Raw genomic sequence first — 15648 nt, 5'->3', positions numbered from 1 at the left:
GTTAGTCCTCTGCGCCCGGCACGCGGGCCGCGCCCAGCGGCCAGTCGGTGACATCCAGCACGAGGGAGGCCGACTCCCTCGGGCGTTCGCGGGCGAGGTACGACTCGAACTCCGCCTGCCAGCGGTCCCAGTGCTGCGCGAACGTCTCCCCGTCGCGGTCGAGCGCCCGCCTCTTGCGCAGGGTGTCGTCCGCGTCGAGCCAGAGAGCCAGGTCCGCGGCGGCGACGTTCCCGCGGGCCAGGGTGCCGCAGCCTTCGACGATCACCGGGTCGCTCCCCCGCACCTCGACCCAGTCGGCCGGCCGTTCGCCGGCCCAGTCCCACCGTCGCCACCGGCCCGCGCCCGCGTTCCTGAGCGGCTCCAGGAGGTCGCGGCCGAGGGCCGCGCTCCCGTCGTCCAGGCCATCCCAGCCCGGGTACAGGTCGTCCATCCGCACCAGCCGCGGGGAGCCCGCCGCCGGCCACTCGCGCAGGAGGTCGTCCGCGAGCGAGCTCTTGCCCGCTCCGCTCGGGCCGTCGATGAGCACGACCGGCGCGTGGTCGCGCGCTCCGGCCACGGCCTCGCGGACCACGGCGTCGAGCCGCGTCCGCTCAGCGGCCCAGGACATTCCAGCTCCCCACTGCCACTGCGACCGCGGCCGCGAGCCCGGCGACCAGCGCCGCGACGGCCAATGCCGCCCAGTCCCGGCCGCGGAAGACCGACGGGCGCGCCCAGGTGCGCGGAGCCGACGATCCGAACCCGCGGGCCTCCATGGCCGTGGCGAGCTTGCTGCCGCGTCGGATGGACAGGACGAACAACGAGAACGACTGGCCGAGCATCCGGCGCAGCGCCCCGGTCTCGGCGACGCCCCGTGCCCGGCGTGCGAGCGTGAGCGCCCGCCAGTCCTCGGCGAAGAGCCCGACCAGTCGCAACCCGGCGAGACCGCCCAGCACGAAGCGCGCCGGCAGGCGGAGCAGCTGCGCGAGCCCGTCGGCCAGATCGGTCGGGTCGATGGTGATGAACAGCAGCACCGCGGGCAGGCCGATGGCCAGGATGCGCAGCATCGTCGCCAGGCCCAGTTGCAGCGATCCGTCGCTCACCTCCACCGCCCACCACTGGACGTACACGACGCCCGAGGCACGACCGTAGAGCGCCGTCGTGAGCCCGGCCAGCGGTGCCGCGATCCAGATCGGCGCGGTGCGGAGGGCGAGCAGCCGTAGCGGGATGCCGGCGAAGGCGACGAGGACGAGCTCGAGGACGAGCGCGACCGCGGCGGACACCGGGTCGATCGAGACCAGCAGCACGACCGTGACGATGAGCGCGGCGCCGAGCTTGGCGACCGGGTTGAGGGTCGCCAGCGGGCCGGTGCGGACGGGTTCGAGCATGGTCATGCGGCGACCTCCCGCGCCGCGCCCAGCTCGAGCCGCGTCGCGCCGATCGCGGTCACGAACTCGGCGTCGTGCGTCGCCGTGACGATCGCGTGACCCGCAGCACGCAGTTCGGCGATGGTGCGCACCAGGCCGCGCCAGGTGTTCGCATCCTGGCCGAACGTCGGCTCGTCCAAGACCAGGAGCCGGGGCCGGGTCGCGAGGGCGGTCCCGACCGACAGCCGCCGCTTCTGACCGCCGGAGAGGGTGAACGGGTTGGCCTCGGCGACGGTGGTGAGGGCGAGCCGCTCCAGGAGGTCGTCGACGCGCTCGGCGATCTCCGGCGCGCCGAGACCGAGCGCCCGCGGCCCGGTCGCGAGCTCGTCGCGCACGGTCGATGCCACGAGCTGGTGCTCCGGGTTCTGGAACACGCTCCCGATGCGGGTGAGGAGCTCGCGCGACCGCCACGATTGCGGCGACGGTCCCGCGGCGCCCGCGAGCTCCGGCTCGGCGCGGAGCGTTCCGCCGAGGGCGGGGAGGAGTCCGCCCAGGGTGAGGGCGAGCGTGGACTTGCCGACGCCGTTGCGACCCAGCAGGGCGAGCGCGGATCCTTCGGCGAGCTCGAGCGAGACGGTTCCGGGGAGGGCGGTGCCGGTGGGCGCGCGACGTCCGGCCCGGCGGCGACGCGCGACGGCCGGCCCGCGGCCGAATGCGAGGTCGTGAGCGGTGAGCAGGCCCGCGCCGCGCGCGACGGGCTCCGCCTCCGGAACCGTCTCCCCCGGCGCCAGTGACTCGGGCAGCCACACGCCGGCCCGGCGGAGGGCGCTCGACGCATCGGCGAGCACCCTGTCGGGATGCCCGTCCGCGAGCACACCGCCGTCCGCCGCGAGCACGATCACCCGGTCGACGAGGTCGCGCCAGACGGCGACGCGATGCTCGACGACGATCAGGGTCGCGCCGGTCGCCTCCACGGCGGCGGCGACCGCGTCCCGCACCTCGAGCACACCCTCCGGGTCGAGGTTCGCCGTCGGTTCGTCCAGGAGCAGCAGGCCGGGCCTCATCGCGAGCAGACCGGCCAGGGCGAGCCTCTGCTTCTGGCCGCCGGAGAGGTGGGCGGTGGGATGCTCGAGCGGCACGGCGAGCCCGACCGCGTCGAGCGCGGCGCGCACCCGCGGCCAGATCTCGTCGCGCGGGACGCCGAGGTTCTCGCAGGCGAACGCGACGTCGTCGCCCACACGCGCGAGGATGACCTGTGCGTCCGGGTCCTGCAGCAGGAGCCCTGCGCTACCGCGCGCTGCGGCCGGCGCACGACCGCCGACCGCGAGGTCCCCCTCCGTCTCGCCGTCGTCGTCCCCGCCGAGCACGCCGGCCAGGCCGGCGAGCACCGTGCTCTTGCCCGCACCCGAGGCGCCGAGGAGGAGCACGCGCTCCCCCGGCTCGATGCTCAGGGTGAGGTCGCGCACGGCCCACGCCGCCCGGCCGGAATAGCGCCAGCCCCAGCCGCCGACCCGAACGGCGGCCGGGACCGGCGGTCCCTGGGTCACGGGATCGTGAGCGATGGTCAGACCCGTCCCGTCGCCTCGCGCCCGGCCGCGAACCGGCTCAACGCACCCGTCTTCGCGATGGCGCGCACCAGCAGCCACGAGAGCAGCCCGGCCACCAGTGCGCCCGAGACGGTCGTCGTGATCGTGTAGACGGCGGCGAACTCCGGCTTCGCTCCGGGGTACCAGTAGAGGAGATCGAGGATCGACTCTGCGAGGCCGGCACCCGCTCCGGCGAGGATGGCCGGCACGATCTTCCAGTTCGCGTAGAGGAAGATCGCGAAGACGATCTCGGCGCCGAGGCCCTGCACGACACCCGAGAGCAGCGTGGCGAAGCCCCACTGCGTCCCGATCAGGGCGGAGACGATCGCCGCCACCAGCTCGCCGTAGAGCGCGGCTCCCGGCTTGCGGATGATCAGCGCGGTGAGGACGCCCGCGAACAGCCAGGGGCCGTTCAGCAGCCCCTGGAAGCCGGGGAGCACAGCGCTCACCGGGCCGGAGATCGGGTTCTGGACCTGTCCCCAGACCCAGAAGACGACGCCGGCGGCGACTGCGACGACGCTGGCGACGACGATGTCGACGACGCGCCAGCGGAGGACGCGCGCCTGGCGCGTCTCGGACGAGGTGATGGTTGCGTGCACTGTTCGTGCCCTTTCGCGTAGTGGAAAAGAGGGCACGGGATTGTGAGATGGCCTCCCTGCGCTGGCATGATCCAGATCAGGTTCGACGGTCGAAGCTTGGAGAAGCTTCCTCTCAGCCCGGCTCACCGGACTCCCGTGTTCGCGATCAGTCTAGTGCGAGATCACTTCTTCAGCGCGCGGATGACACGCGACCACGCGTGGCCGGCCACCCACACGAACGGGATGGCGACGGCGAGCAGGGTGATGAGGTTCGGCCGGAAGCGCACGCCGGCCGCGTCGCTCACGTAGGCGCCGAACGGGATGGAGACGCCGCCGCCGCCGGCGCCGCCGGGGCCGTCCTCGCTGTCGGAGCCCGTGCCGGCGCCGAAGCCGAACTGCACAGCGGCCACGGGGACGATCGTCGTGCCGTCGATGACGACCGGCTCGCCGTAGACGGATTTGATGCCGGACGAACTGATGGTCTCGGCGAGCTTGAGCGAGATGTTGGTCATGCCTTCACCGTACCCGCCGCGCTCCCAGCATGACCAGGGCGGTTGCCAGGCTCCTCCCGGCGTTCGCGGCGGGTTCTCAGCGACAGGGCCGGAATAATCGATCGGGTGTCACCGAGCCGATCCCGCCGCCGTCCCCGCGGCATCCTCACCGGGATCGCCGCACTCGCGGTCGCAGCCCTACTGCTCTGGCACGGGATGCTGCCGGACGTCGGCGGCGCCGCCTCCCTCGTCGAGTCGTTCCTGCCCTGGGCGGCCGCACTGATCGCCGTGCTCGGCCTCTCGGCCCTGTTCCGGCTCTCGCTGTTCGCCGGGCTCGGAGTGGCCGCCGCCGCGGCCGTGTGGTGGTCGCTGTTCGGCACCGCGCTGCTGCCCGCGGCCTCCGTCGGCGCGCCCGACTTCACCGTCGTGAGCGAGAACCTTCACGCCGCGAACCCGAAGGCGGCCGAGATCGCACGAGACCTCGCCGGCCGCGATCCCGATCTCATCGCCCTGCAGGAGCTCGACGCGACGAACCGCGACGCCGTCTCCGGCGTGCTCGATACCGACTACCCGTACCACGCGATCGTCGGGACGGTCGGTCTCTGGAGCACCCACCCCCTCCACGACGAGCAGCGCCTCGATCTCGGCCTGGGCTGGGAGCGCGCGCTCAGCGTGGACGTCGACACCCCCGGGGGCACCACCCGCGTCTACGCCGTGCACCTCGCGTCGGTGCGGCCGGGCGAGAGCGCGACCCGCGACGAGATGCTGCGCGAGCTGACCGACACCGTCGCGGAGGACGACTCGTCGCGGCTCCTGGTGGTCGGCGACTTCAACACCGCGACGACCGACCGCACGCTCGCGCCGCTCTTCGCCGAGCTGGGCGAGAAGCCCGACAGCGAGCTCGGCCTGGGCTTCACCTGGCCGTCCGCGTTCCCCGCCGCGCGCCTCGACCACGCGCTGGTCCGCGGCCTCTCGACCGTCAGCAGCACGGTCCTCCCCGCCAACGGGAGCGACCACCGCGGAATCGCGGTCGGACTGCGCTGACCCCGGACTCCCGGTGCCGAGCCCGGATGCTCAGTCGGTGACCCAGCGCGGGTTGCGGCCGTCCTTGGACTCGTCGTCGGCGTCTTTCGACCGGCGGACCAGGGATGCGGGACCGATCGTCCCCCGGCCGAAGCGTGCGCTCACCGCGTCGAGCGCGCGCTCGGTCTCACGCCACTCCTCGTCCGGGTCCCAGAGGGCGAGGGCGTCGCCGCCCGCGTCGAGCAGCTGCTCGGCCCGCACGCCGATGAGCCGGATGGGCGTGGTTCGCACGTCGAGGTCGAGCGCCTCGAAGATCTGCCAGGCCTCTTCGAACAGGCGTCGGCCGACGTTCGTGGGCTCGGCGAGCGTGCGCGACCGGGTGATGGTGCGGAAGTCGGAGAAGCGCACCTTGATCGCGACCGTGCGCCCCTCCAGCCCGTGCTTGCGCAGCCGCTCACCCACCCGTCCGGACAGCCGGAGGAGCTCGCGACGGAGGGTGTCGAGGTCGTCGACGTCGACGCCGAAGGTGTTCTCGTGCCCGACGCTCTTCTCGCGCGACTCCGTGACGACACGGCGGGCGTCCCGGCCGTTCGCGAGGTCGTGGAGGCGTCGCGCGCCGGCATCGCCGACCGCGCGCTGGAGCACGGCGATCGGGGCGTCGGCCAGGTCGGCGACGGTGCGCATGCCCATCCGTTCCAGCGACGCCTGCGTGCTCGCGCCGACTCCCCACAGCGCTCCGACGGGCAGCGGGCGCAGGTAGGCGAGTGTGTCGGCGGGAGGGATGACGAGCAGTCCGTCGGGCTTCGCGCGCCCGGAGGCGAGCTTCGCCATGAACTTGGTGCCCGCGACCCCGACGGAGCAGGTGAGCCCGGTCTCCTCCGCGACGCGCGCCCGGATGAGCTCGGCGATCCGCCGCGGCGACCCGAGCAGTCGTCGCGCCCCGGCGACGTCGAGGAAGGCCTCGTCGATGCTGAGCGGCTCCACGAGCGGCGTGACCTCGTGGAAGATCTCCATGACCCGGGCCGAGTACTCCGTGTACTTCTCGTAGTGCGGCGGCAGGATGATCGCGGTCGGGCACAGCCGCAGCGCCTGCGACATCGGCATCGCGCTGCGGACGCCGAACCGGCGCGCCTCGTACGTCGCGCTGGTCACGACGCCGCGGCCTCCCGCGTGGCCGACGATCGCGGGCTTGCCGCGGGCGTCGGGGCGGTCGAGCAGCTCGACGGAGGCGAAGAAGGCATCCATGTCGACGTGCAGCACGGTGGCCGCGGAGTCGTCGACGTCCGCGGTCGTCACCCGCCGATCGCTGCCGTCCGCACGTCCCACAGGGACCAGCATGCCACCGTCCCCTGACAGCGTCCGCGACGGGTAGCGTGATCGGCATGGAATTCAGATACCTCGGCAACTCCGGGCTCAAGATCTCGGAGATCATCTACGGCAACTGGCTGACCCACGGCTCCCAGGTCGAGAACGACATCGCCGCCCGCAGCGTGCGAGCCGCGCTCGACGCCGGCATCACCACGTTCGACACGGCGGACGCGTACGCCAACACCGCCGCCGAGAAGGTGCTCGGCGACGCGCTCGCAGGCGAGCGCCGCGCGTCGCTCGAGATCTTCACGAAGGTCTACTGGCCAACCGGTCCGAAGGGGCACAACGACGTCGGCCTCTCGCGCAAGCACATCTTCGAGTCGATCGACGGCTCCCTCGAGCGGCTCGGCACCGACTACGTCGACCTCTACCAGGCGCACCGCTACGACTACGAGACGCCCCTCGAGGAGACGATGCAGGCGTTCGCCGACGTCGTCCGCGCCGGCAAGGCGCTCTACATCGGCGTCAGCGAGTGGAACGCCGAGCAGCTGCGCGCCGGCCACGCCCTGTCGAAGGAGCTCGGTTTCCAGCTCATCTCGAACCAGCCCCAGTACTCGATGCTGTGGCGCGTGATCGAGAAGGAGGTCGTGCCCGCGTCGGCCGAGCTCGGGATCTCGCAGATCGTCTGGTCGCCCGTCGCCCAGGGTGTGCTCACCGGCAAGTACCTGCCCGGCGAGCAGGCGCCGGACGGCAGCCGCGCCGCCGACGAGAAGGGCGGTGCGAACGCGATCAAGGGCTTCCTGCGCGACGACGTGCTGACCGCCGTCCAGGGCCTGCGCCCGATCGCCGACGAGCTGGGCATCACGATGGCGCAACTCGCTGTCGCCTGGGTGCTGCAGAACCCGAACGTCGCCGGTGCGATCGTCGGCGCGTCGCGCCCTGAGCAGGTCGCCTCCAACGCCGCGGCTGCGGGCATCCGCCTCTCCGGCGACGTGCTGGCCCGCATCGACGAGGCCGTGGGAGACGTCGCCGAGACCGACCCGGCCCAGACGATCTCGCCGGCGAAGCGCCCGGCCTGACCGGCCGACCCGGCCCCTGGCGCCCCGCTTCAGACGAGAGCGGACACTAGGGGCCGGAACCAGTCGCGGAACGCCGGGGAGTCGTCGCGCAGGCTGGCGCTGATGACCACGGTGTGCGGCCCCACGATCCACGCGCCCGGGATCGACAGCGGCAGCACATCGATGTCGAGCCGGAAGTACCCCGCCTGACGACGCAGCTCGTGCTCCCGCTCACGAACCACGTCGACGATGTCGGCTGCGCGTCGCGCATGGTTCAGCAGGCTCGCCTGCACGTATTCGGCGTGCCGCTGGTGCGCCCATGCCGCGGCCTCGTCGTAGTGGTCGATCACGACATCCTGCAGCTCGATCGCGCGGTCGAACACGGCGAAATGGGGAGGGTGCACCATTCCCCCGGGCGGCCGGCGCTCCCGGTCGACCGCCACGTCGAACCACGCGCGCCACTGCTCGGCCAGCGTTCCGGGCTCACCGGTCTCGGCGGCAGGACGCCGGTGGTGCGCGGTCGGCGCGGGCAGCACGGGATGCGCCCCCGTGTTCGCCCGGATCACCGGTGCGGGCGCCGGGGTGAGCCGCGGCAGGGACGGCTCCCCGGCCGCCCCCAGGCCGGCGAGATCGCGCACGGCGAGGGCCAGCAGCAGGTCCCAGGGACAGTCCTCGGTGACCTGCCATCGAAGCGTGCCCTCGACGAACATGCCGCAATTGTAGGAGTGCCCGGCGCACCGGAACAGGGGTGTCCGCGTCTCAGCTGCGCCGGTCGAGTTCGGCGAGCAGCCGTGCGACCGTGCGCTGGTTGCGTGCCGTCGCCACCGCGCCCACCTCGCGCCAGAACGCGGCGGGCACGACCGACTTCGACACGCCGAGCGGGCACCACTGGTAGAGCGCCCGGTCGCCGGCCCGGATCACCTCCGGCGCGGTGCGCTCCTCGGCCGGCAGCTCCAGCCCGTCCGGCAGGTCGTGATCGAGGAAGGTCACCACGAGCCGCGAATCGTCGTCGGCGACCTCCACCAGCGGATTCGCCGCCGCGACGGCACGGAACCGCTCCTCGGTGAGGAGGAGGACCCGCGCCGCCACGCCCGAGCGCGACTCGAGGGCGGACTCCACGGACGCCGCGGTCGCGGCGGTCGGCGGGTGCTCGGCAGCGAACACCACGTTCCCGCTCTGCAGCAATGTCACCGGCTCCTGAAGCCCGGCATCCTCGAACGCGCCCGCGAGGTCGCCTTTCGCGACGCGCGTCGACGCCCCCACGTTGATCCCGCGCACCAGCCCCACACCGAGCATGTCAGTCCGCCACGGGTTCGGCGGCGACCAGGCGTGAGGCGGGGACGGTCGCCGTCTCGGCCGGTCCGCGGCCGTCGCGGCGGTACCGCGGCTCGACGAACGCGACGACCCACGTGGTCAGGCGGTCGGAGGGGAGCGAGACGCTGCGCAGGCTGCGCTCCCCCGGCGCGACGATCACGCCCGTCGGCTCCCCGACCCAGTCGTCCCCGGCCGGCGGGTCGCTCTCGCGCACGTACACCTGCACGCCGACGCCGAGCGCACCGGTGCCGGAGGCCACGGCGGTCCCCCGCGGGTCGTCGTGATCGGGCTTGTCCTTGCGTCTCCACATACGACAAGCATCCCATCGAGACGCCCCGCGGCCGCCGGGAACGCGCTCAGTGCGACGTCGACGGCGTCGGCCGGCCCTCCGGTCCCTTTCGCGCGGGATCGAGCAGGCGGCGCAACGTCCACCGTTCTGCGACGGTCCAGGCCGTCGAGGTCAGGATGTACACGGCGGCCGCGAGCGGCACGAACGCCGCGAAGACCACGGTCACGTACGGCAGGAACGACAGGGCGCGAAGCATGCCCGCCGGCGCCGTGCCGCCCTCCGGCTGCGGGAGCGCGAGCACCCGGCGCGACACCGTCGTGACGACCGCGATCAGCGCGAGCACCGCCAGGTAGACGGCGATCGCCGGCCAGACGGGCCCCGCGCCGGTCAGCCCGACGAAGCTCGTGCCGAGCGGCGCGCCGAAGGCACGCTCGCCGAGGAGGTCGTTCGCATGCCCCGCGATCACCGGGTGCGTGAAGACGGCGTACACGAGCGAGATGACCGGGATCTGCGCGAGCAGCGGCAGCATCCCGGCGAACGGCGACGTGCGCTCGCGGCGATAGAGCTCCATCGTCGCCTCGGTGAGCCGTTCGCGGTTCTTGCCGTGCTTCTTCTGCAGCTCGGCCAGCTGTGGAGCCAGGCGACGACGCGTGTACTCGGCGCGCACCTGGCTGATGCCCACGGGGAGGAGGAGGGCGCGCACGAGCATCGTGAGCACGATGATCGCGACGATGCCGGCCGCGGTGCCGGCGACCGGCTCGACCGCGGCGGAGAGGCCGGTGACGAGGCGGTAGGCCGCGTCCAGGATGGCCGCGATCGGCGGCCAGGAGAAGAGGTCCATGGTGTGTTTTTTCCCTGCTGTCGGACGGACGAGGAGTCGTCTGGCCGCGGGCAGGGGCGACACGCCCCGTGCGCTACACGGCCGGCAGGGAGGATCCCGGCGCGCGCGGACGCGGGCGTCCGTCGGTGTCGGGGTGGGACGGCGTGGCGACACGCCCGTCGACTTCCGGCGCCGCCGGCGGCGACCACACGGGGCGCCCGTTCAGCGAGGCCGCCTGAGCGGCGACCGACCGCAGGGTGGCTGCCGCGAGGACGGCCACCAGGCCGAACGCACCCGCCAGACCGGCGGCGGTCAGCACGCTCGCCGGACCGCCCGCGGTCCACGCGGTGCCCAGAGCGGACGCGACGAGGTGCGCGAGGAGCTCCAGGACGGCGGACATGCTGCCGACGGTAACAAAGAATCGGCTGGATGTCTGTGCGCGTTCGCCGTGAGCGCACCCGCCCCTGCAGGGAGCAAGATGGAGTCATGTCTCGAGTAGCGATCGTCGGTGCCCACGGAAAAGTAGCGCAGCAGCTGATGCGGGTGCTGTACGACCAGGGGGACGACTTCGTCGGGATCGTCCGCAACGACGAGCACGCCGACGACGTCTACCGCCTGGGAGGCGAAGGGGTGCTTCTCGATATCGAGTCGGCCGATTCCGATGCCCTCGCCGAGGCGTTCGCCGGCTGCGACGCCGTGGTCTTCACGGCCGGCGCCGGCGGCGGGTCCGGAGTGGAGCGCAAGCGGACCGTCGACTTCGGAGGCTCCGTGAAGGCCGCCGAAGCCGCGGCGAAGGCGGGCATCCGCCGGTTCGTCCAGGTCTCCGCCTGGGGCGTCGACTCCCCCGTGGCCGCGGATGCGACGGCCGATTGGCGCGCCTACGTGGACGCCAAGCGCGACGCCGACACGGCACTGCGTCAGTCGGGTCTCGACTGGACGATCCTGCGGCCGGGAGCGTTGACGTTCGACGAGGGCACCGGTCTCGTGGCCCTCGGCGAATCCGTGGAGCGGGGCAGCATCCCCCGTGAGGATGTCGCGCGCCTGATCGCCGCGTGCCTCGGCGAGCCCGGCACCATCGGGCGCACCTGGGAGGCCGTCGCGGGCGACACCCCGATCCCGGAGGCCGTGCGGGCCCTCGTCACGCCCGCGTAGGCTTGCGGCCGTGAGCAGCATCTACAGCGAGCGCCCCTGGGTCGCGAACTACGCACCGGGCGTCCCGGCAGACGTCGACGTCCCCACCGGATCCCTCGCCCACCTCATCGACGAGTCCGTCTCGACCTACGGCAGCCATGTCGCGCTCGAGTTCTTCGGCGCGACGACCACTTACGCCGAGCTGGGCGACCAGATCGCGCGCGCCGCCGAGGGGCTGCGCAAGCGCGGCGTCCGCAAAGGCGACCGCGTGGCGCTCGTCCTCCCGAACTGCCCGCAGCACGTGGTGGCCTTCTACGCGGCCCTGCGGCTCGGCGCTGTGGTGATCGAGCACAACCCGCTCTACACGCCGCGAGAGCTGCGCCACCAGTTCGAGGACCACGGAGCGACGGTCGCCATCGTCTGGGACAAGGTCGCGGCGACCGTGCAGGACCTCCCGGCCGACCTCGGCGTCACGACCGTGATCTCCGTCGACATGACCACGGCGATGCCGGCCGCCAAGCGGTTCGCGCTGCGCCTGCCGATCCGGAAGGCGCGGGAGTCGCGCGACGCGCTCACCACGAAGGTCTCGGGGACCGTGACCTGGGAGCAGCTGGTCTCCGGCCGCAAGCTCAAGGCGTCCTCACCGCGCCCGCAGGCCGACGACCTCGCGCTCATCCAGTACACCAGCGGGACGACGGGTCTGCCCAAGGGGGCCATGCTCTCCCACGCCAACCTCACGGTGAACGCGGCGCAGGCACGGGCCTGGGTCCCCTCGGTCGAGCGCGGCACGTCCGTGGTGTACGCGGTGCTCCCGCTGTTCCACGCCTACGGCCTCACCCTCTGCCTCACGTTCGCGATGAGCATGGGCGCCCGCCTCGTCCTCTTCCCGAAGTTCGACCCGGACCTCGTGCTCGACGTGGTGAAGAAGCGCCCCGCGACGTTCCTTCCCGCAGTGCCTCCGATCTACGACCGCCTCGTGCAGGCCGCCGACAAGCGCCGCGTCTCGCTCGAGGGCATCAGCATCGCCATCTCCGGCGCGATGAGCCTCCCGCAGGACATCGTCGGCGGCTGGGAGGAGCGCACCGGCGGCTACCTGGTCGAGGGCTACGGCCTCTCGGAGTGCTCCCCCGTGCTCATGGCCAACCCGGTCAGCGACGGGCGCAAGGCCGGCACCGTGGGCCTCCCGCTCTCCAGCACCGAACTGCGCATCGTCGATCCGGAGGACCCGGCGACGGACCGCGCCTTCGGCGAGGAGGGCGAGCTGCTCGCCCGGGGTCCGCAGGTCTTCTCCGGCTACTGGCGCAAGCCCGACGAGAGTGCCAAGGTGTTCGCCCCCGACGGCTGGTTCCGCACCGGCGACATCGCCACGATGGACGAGGACGGCTTCGTGCGCATCGTGGACCGCATCAAGGAGCTCATCATCTCCGGCGGCTTCAACATCGCCCCGACCGAGGTGGAGGACGCCCTGCGGTCGTTCGAGGGCGTCGCCGACGTCGCCGTGGTCGGGCTCCCCGACGCGCACAGCGGCGAGAAGGTCGTCGCCGCCGTGGTCATGCAGCCCGGCGCGTCCTTCGACGAGGCCGCGATCCGCGCCTTCGCCCGCGACTCGCTCACGGCGTACAAGGTTCCGAAGTCCGTCGTGCAGGTCGACGACCTGCCGCGCTCGATCGTCGGCAAGGTGATCCGCCGGAAGGTCCGCGACCAGCTGCTCGGCCGCTAGCCTCGCTATATACTCGCCTATATAAGCGAGGAGGGCGCCATGGCCATCACATCGATCGACATCGATCAGGATGAACTCCGGCAAGCCAAGGAGCTGACCGGGGCCGCGTCGAACCGCGAGACCGTCGATCTCGCGCTCCGCACGCTGATCGCCGTCCGGCGCCAGCCGGCCGCGGTCGAGCGGATCATCGGCCGCCGGTTCGATCCCGACCAGATCGATGCGGGCACCACCGCACCCGCTGCGCATCGCCCCGCATCGTGACGACCTACCTCGTCGACAACAGCATCTGGCAGCGAGCAGGAACCAGCCCCACCATCGCCGCGCGACTTCGAGAGATCTCGCCGCACCACCTGATCATCACCTGCCCTCCTCAGGTCCTCGAATACTGCCACTCCGCGCGTACGTCCCAAGAGTATGCGGAGCTGCGGGAGGACATGGACGACCTGCTCGCCGCGTGGGCGCATCCGGCCGAGAAGGCGGTCCTCGACATCCAGCATGCGCTGTGGAACAGCGGGATGCCGAGAGCCGCCGGCGCGTTCGACTGCCTCATCGCGGCGTACGCCGTGGCGAACGGCGCCGTCGTCCTGAACTCCGACCGCGACTTCGGCTGCATCGAGAGCGCCACTGAGGGCGCCCTCCGCCAGGAATTCGTCAGAGCCTAGCGGCGCCTCAGCCGATAGCGGCGTCTCAGCCGATCGGGAAGACCAGCAAGGACCCCGTCGCGGTCGCCACCACCTTGCCCGACGCGTCCGTCACGACCCCGTCGGCGAAGGCGACCCGGTTGCCCGGCTTGGTGACCGTGCCGACGCAGGTGAGCGGCCCGGATCCCGCGAGCACGGGCCGCAGGTAGTTCACCTTGATCTCGATCGAGGTGTATCCCTGCCCCTGCGGAAGCGTCGTCTGCACCGCGCAGCCCAGCACCGAGTCGAGCAGGGTGCACACGAGGCCGCCGTGGACCGTGCCGATCGGGTTGTAGTGCGACTCGTCGGGTTCGCAGACGAAGGTCGCCGTGCCCGGTGCCGCCTCCACGAGCGTCATGTCCATGAGGCTCGCGATCGGCGGAGGCGGGAGCACCCCGTCGATCATCGCCCGCAGATAGTCGAGACCGCTCAGCGTGGGCATCACCGCCAGTCCCGGCGCCGGGTCCTCCCATTCGACGATGCGCTGGCGTTCCGTCACGTGCCGTCCTCTCGCGGGGTCGTCGTGCCGTCGTCCGGCTCGACCGGCTCCAGTGTCTCAGCATTGAGCGGGATCTGCCCAGGGGGCAGATTCGAGCGGTCCGGGGCGATGACGGTGCGCGCGGGCGTCGAGTCGGGCAGACCGAAGGTCGGCACGCCGGCGGGCGCCAGCACGAGCGCGTGGGAGCGCATCGGGAGGGTCTTGCCGCGGAAGTAGTCGGGCTTGCGCCACCACCAGATCAGCATGAGCACCGCGCCGATCAGCAGACCGCCCACGCCCACCACGGCCTCGGCCCCGATGCCGAAGATGGTGACGTTCTTGCCGTTGTCGTCGGTGAGCCAGTCGGGTGCGGAGAAGCTGATCAGGCCGTAGACGAACACGGCCAGCAGCATCACGCCGCCGATGAACGGGAACAGTCCGCGCATGACCACGTGCCGGAACGACGTGAAGAGCGTCTTGCGGTAGAACCAGACGCAGGCGAACCCGGTGAGGCCGTAGTAGAAGGCGATCATCAGGCCGATGGACCCGATCAGCGCGTTCAGCAGCGACGAGCTGATGAACGTGAACACGAGGTAGAACACCGCCGAGACGATGCCCATCCCGATCGTCGCCCAGGTCGGCGTGAGGAACTTCGGGTGGATGCGGGCGAACTGCGTCGGGATGGCCTTGTACGCCGCCATCGAGAGCGCCGTCCGGGCCGTCGGGAGGATGGTCGTCTGCGTCGACGCGGACGCGGACGTCAGGATCGAGAAGCCGAGGAGCGCCATCAGGATCGACCCGACGACTCCCCCGCCGAACAGCGTCGGGCCGATGGCCGAGAACACGTCACCGGAGTTCGCGGGGTTCGCGAGCCCGATGCCCTTGTCCCCGACCCCCGCGAACGCGACGGTCGCGACCGTGACGACGGCGTAGGTGGCCAGCAGGAGCAGCGTGCTGATGATGGCGGCGCGGCCGGGGGTCTTGCCCGGGTCCTTGGTCTCCTCGTTGATGGAGACCGCCGTGTCCCAGCCCCAGTAGATGAAGATCGCGGTCAGCATGGCCGGGGCGATCGTCTTGGCGAAGTCGAGGGTGAAGGGGTTGAACCAGTCCCATTGCGGGATGAGCGAGTACGGCTCGGCGTTGCCCGTGTACACCCGCACCAGGGCGAACACGGCGAAGAAGATCAGGATGATGACCTCGAACGACAGCAGCACGTACTGCAGCCGCGCCGAGATCTCGATGCCGCGATAGCAGATCCAGGTCATGATCGCGATCCACAGCAGACCGGCGATCGTCGTCGCCACCACGTTCCCCGCCAAGGCGGAGACGGCCGGCAGTCCGAAGCTCCCGACGAAGGTGAAGGAGTACGACCCGGCGATCTGCGCCAGGTTCGCCATCACGATCACGTCGGCGACGATGATCCCCCAGCCGCCCATCCAGCCGGTGACCGGCCCGAAGGCCCTCGTCGCCCAGGTGAAGGTCGTGCCGCAGTCCGGCTCGGCCTTGTTGAGCTCCTGGTACGCCACCGCGATCAGATACATCGGGATGAACGCCAGCAGCACGATGCCGGGCGCCTTCACCCCGGCGGCGAGCGTGCCGCCGACGACGATGAAGCCGAGGCTCGCCGCCAGGCTGTACGCCGGAGCGGTGGATGCGACTCCGACGACGACGCTGGACACCAGCCCGAGCGCGCCGTCTTTCAGGCCTTTCGACTCGACGTCGTCCGGTTTCGAGGGGACTGTCGCGGTCATGTGCACCTCCACAACTGAGGTCCGCTCATCTATGGGCGGGCGCAGGACTCAGCGTAACTCCGATCGGGCCCGTTGAGC

19 protein-coding genes and 1 riboswitch are annotated in these 15648 nt (G+C 71.8%); of the genes, 6 read left to right on the top strand and 13 right to left on the bottom strand.

The features are described from left to right. Nucleotide 1: 1 nt before the first annotated feature. The 5 genes from ACFVU2_RS08210 to ACFVU2_RS08190 form a co-directional block, all read right to left on the bottom strand. Nucleotides 2-607: an ATP-binding protein gene (locus ACFVU2_RS08210; protein WP_387872857.1), complete on the bottom strand. Its 606-nt coding sequence runs from the start codon at nucleotides 605-607 to the stop codon at nucleotides 2-4. Continuing rightward, nucleotides 591-1370 (bottom strand): energy-coupling factor transporter transmembrane component T family protein, encoded by a 780-nt coding sequence (locus ACFVU2_RS08205; protein ID WP_387872855.1) that lies wholly within the window; start codon nucleotides 1368-1370, stop codon nucleotides 591-593. Before ACFVU2_RS08205 ends, ACFVU2_RS08210 begins: the two co-directional genes overlap by 17 nt. After that, the gene (locus ACFVU2_RS08200) at nucleotides 1367-2890 is read right to left on the bottom strand and encodes an ABC transporter ATP-binding protein (RefSeq protein WP_387872853.1); all 1524 of its coding nucleotides are present in this window, start codon (nucleotides 2888-2890) and stop codon (nucleotides 1367-1369) included. Before ACFVU2_RS08200 ends, ACFVU2_RS08205 begins: the two co-directional genes overlap by 4 nt. A gap of 17 nt (nucleotides 2891-2907) precedes the next feature. Beyond that, on the bottom strand, nucleotides 2908-3528 hold the full coding sequence (locus ACFVU2_RS08195) for an ECF transporter S component (protein ID WP_387872851.1): 621 nt from the start codon (nucleotides 3526-3528) through the stop codon (nucleotides 2908-2910). Nucleotides 3529-3564: 36 nt separating this feature from the next. Next, nucleotides 3565-3675, bottom strand: a riboswitch (TPP riboswitch). Nucleotides 3676-3689: 14 nt separating this feature from the next. Further along, nucleotides 3690-4019 carry a GerW family sporulation protein gene (locus ACFVU2_RS08190; protein ID WP_387872849.1) on the bottom strand — a complete coding sequence of 110 codons (330 nt, stop codon included), beginning with the start codon at nucleotides 4017-4019 and terminating at the stop codon, nucleotides 3690-3692. 105 nt (nucleotides 4020-4124) lie between these two features. Here ACFVU2_RS08190 and ACFVU2_RS08185 point away from each other — a divergent pair, with 105 nt between their 5' ends. Further along, nucleotides 4125-5042: an endonuclease/exonuclease/phosphatase family protein gene (locus tag ACFVU2_RS08185; protein ID WP_387872847.1), complete on the top strand. Its 918-nt coding sequence runs from the start codon at nucleotides 4125-4127 to the stop codon at nucleotides 5040-5042. 30 nt (nucleotides 5043-5072) lie between these two features. On the opposite strand, the gene ACFVU2_RS08180 is transcribed toward ACFVU2_RS08185, so the two are convergent. Then, on the bottom strand, nucleotides 5073-6317 hold the full coding sequence (locus ACFVU2_RS08180) for a DNA polymerase IV (RefSeq protein ID WP_387874392.1): 1245 nt from the start codon (nucleotides 6315-6317) through the stop codon (nucleotides 5073-5075). Between the two features lie 86 nt (nucleotides 6318-6403). Here ACFVU2_RS08180 and ACFVU2_RS08175 point away from each other — a divergent pair, with 86 nt between their 5' ends. Continuing rightward, nucleotides 6404-7408, top strand: a complete 1005-nt coding sequence (locus tag ACFVU2_RS08175; protein ID WP_387872845.1) for an aldo/keto reductase family protein — start codon at nucleotides 6404-6406, stop codon at nucleotides 7406-7408. 29 nt (nucleotides 7409-7437) lie between these two features. Here ACFVU2_RS08175 and ACFVU2_RS08170 read toward each other — a convergent pair whose 3' ends face one another. The 5 genes from ACFVU2_RS08170 to ACFVU2_RS08150 all read right to left on the bottom strand — a co-directional run bounded on the left by ACFVU2_RS08170 (nucleotide 7438) and on the right by ACFVU2_RS08150 (nucleotide 10210). Then, nucleotides 7438-8097, bottom strand: coding sequence for a hypothetical protein (locus tag ACFVU2_RS08170; protein ID WP_387872843.1), 660 nt, complete (start codon nucleotides 8095-8097; stop codon nucleotides 7438-7440). Between the two features lie 49 nt (nucleotides 8098-8146). After that, nucleotides 8147-8683 carry a DUF1697 domain-containing protein gene (locus ACFVU2_RS08165; RefSeq protein ID WP_387872842.1) on the bottom strand — a complete coding sequence of 179 codons (537 nt, stop codon included), beginning with the start codon at nucleotides 8681-8683 and terminating at the stop codon, nucleotides 8147-8149. Between the two features lies 1 nt (nucleotide 8684). Next, nucleotides 8685-9011 (bottom strand): hypothetical protein, encoded by a 327-nt coding sequence (locus ACFVU2_RS08160; protein ID WP_387872840.1) that lies wholly within the window; start codon nucleotides 9009-9011, stop codon nucleotides 8685-8687. 46 nt (nucleotides 9012-9057) lie between these two features. Beyond that, the gene (locus ACFVU2_RS08155) at nucleotides 9058-9831 is read right to left on the bottom strand and encodes a YidC/Oxa1 family membrane protein insertase (protein WP_387872839.1); all 774 of its coding nucleotides are present in this window, start codon (nucleotides 9829-9831) and stop codon (nucleotides 9058-9060) included. Between the two features lie 73 nt (nucleotides 9832-9904). Next, nucleotides 9905-10210, bottom strand: a complete 306-nt coding sequence (locus ACFVU2_RS08150; protein ID WP_387872837.1) for a DUF6412 domain-containing protein — start codon at nucleotides 10208-10210, stop codon at nucleotides 9905-9907. Nucleotides 10211-10296: 86 nt separating this feature from the next. Here ACFVU2_RS08150 and ACFVU2_RS08145 point away from each other — a divergent pair, with 86 nt between their 5' ends. Genes ACFVU2_RS08145 through ACFVU2_RS08130 form a run of 4 tightly spaced genes read left to right on the top strand, consistent with a single transcriptional unit; the run spans nucleotide 10297 to nucleotide 13323 of the window. Next, the gene (locus ACFVU2_RS08145) at nucleotides 10297-10962 is read left to right on the top strand and encodes an SDR family oxidoreductase (protein WP_387872836.1); all 666 of its coding nucleotides are present in this window, start codon (nucleotides 10297-10299) and stop codon (nucleotides 10960-10962) included. A gap of 10 nt (nucleotides 10963-10972) precedes the next feature. Continuing rightward, entirely contained in the window at nucleotides 10973-12661 is a 1689-nt protein-coding gene (locus tag ACFVU2_RS08140; RefSeq protein ID WP_387872834.1) for a long-chain-fatty-acid--CoA ligase, read from the top strand. A gap of 39 nt (nucleotides 12662-12700) precedes the next feature. Next, nucleotides 12701-12922, top strand: a complete 222-nt coding sequence (locus tag ACFVU2_RS08135; protein ID WP_387872832.1) for a type II toxin-antitoxin system VapB family antitoxin — start codon at nucleotides 12701-12703, stop codon at nucleotides 12920-12922. Continuing rightward, nucleotides 12919-13323, top strand: coding sequence for a VapC toxin family PIN domain ribonuclease (locus ACFVU2_RS08130; RefSeq protein ID WP_387872830.1), 405 nt, complete (start codon nucleotides 12919-12921; stop codon nucleotides 13321-13323). Before ACFVU2_RS08135 ends, ACFVU2_RS08130 begins: the two co-directional genes overlap by 4 nt. 25 nt (nucleotides 13324-13348) lie before the next feature. Here ACFVU2_RS08130 and ACFVU2_RS08125 read toward each other — a convergent pair whose 3' ends face one another. Both ACFVU2_RS08125 and ACFVU2_RS08120 read right to left on the bottom strand, forming a co-directional pair. Continuing rightward, entirely contained in the window at nucleotides 13349-13783 is a 435-nt protein-coding gene (locus ACFVU2_RS08125; RefSeq protein ID WP_387874389.1) for a PaaI family thioesterase, read from the bottom strand. Nucleotides 13784-13836: 53 nt separating this feature from the next. Beyond that, nucleotides 13837-15570, bottom strand: coding sequence for an APC family permease (locus tag ACFVU2_RS08120; protein ID WP_387872828.1), 1734 nt, complete (start codon nucleotides 15568-15570; stop codon nucleotides 13837-13839). Between the last annotated feature and the right edge of the window lie 78 nt (nucleotides 15571-15648).

Origin of the sequence: Leifsonia sp. NPDC058194 (genome assembly GCF_042883605.1) — a bacterium.
GTDB lineage: Bacteria > Actinomycetota > Actinomycetes > Actinomycetales > Microbacteriaceae > Leifsonia.
Note: the sequence above shows the minus strand (reverse complement) of the source record. Positions and strands in the feature narration are given on the sequence as shown.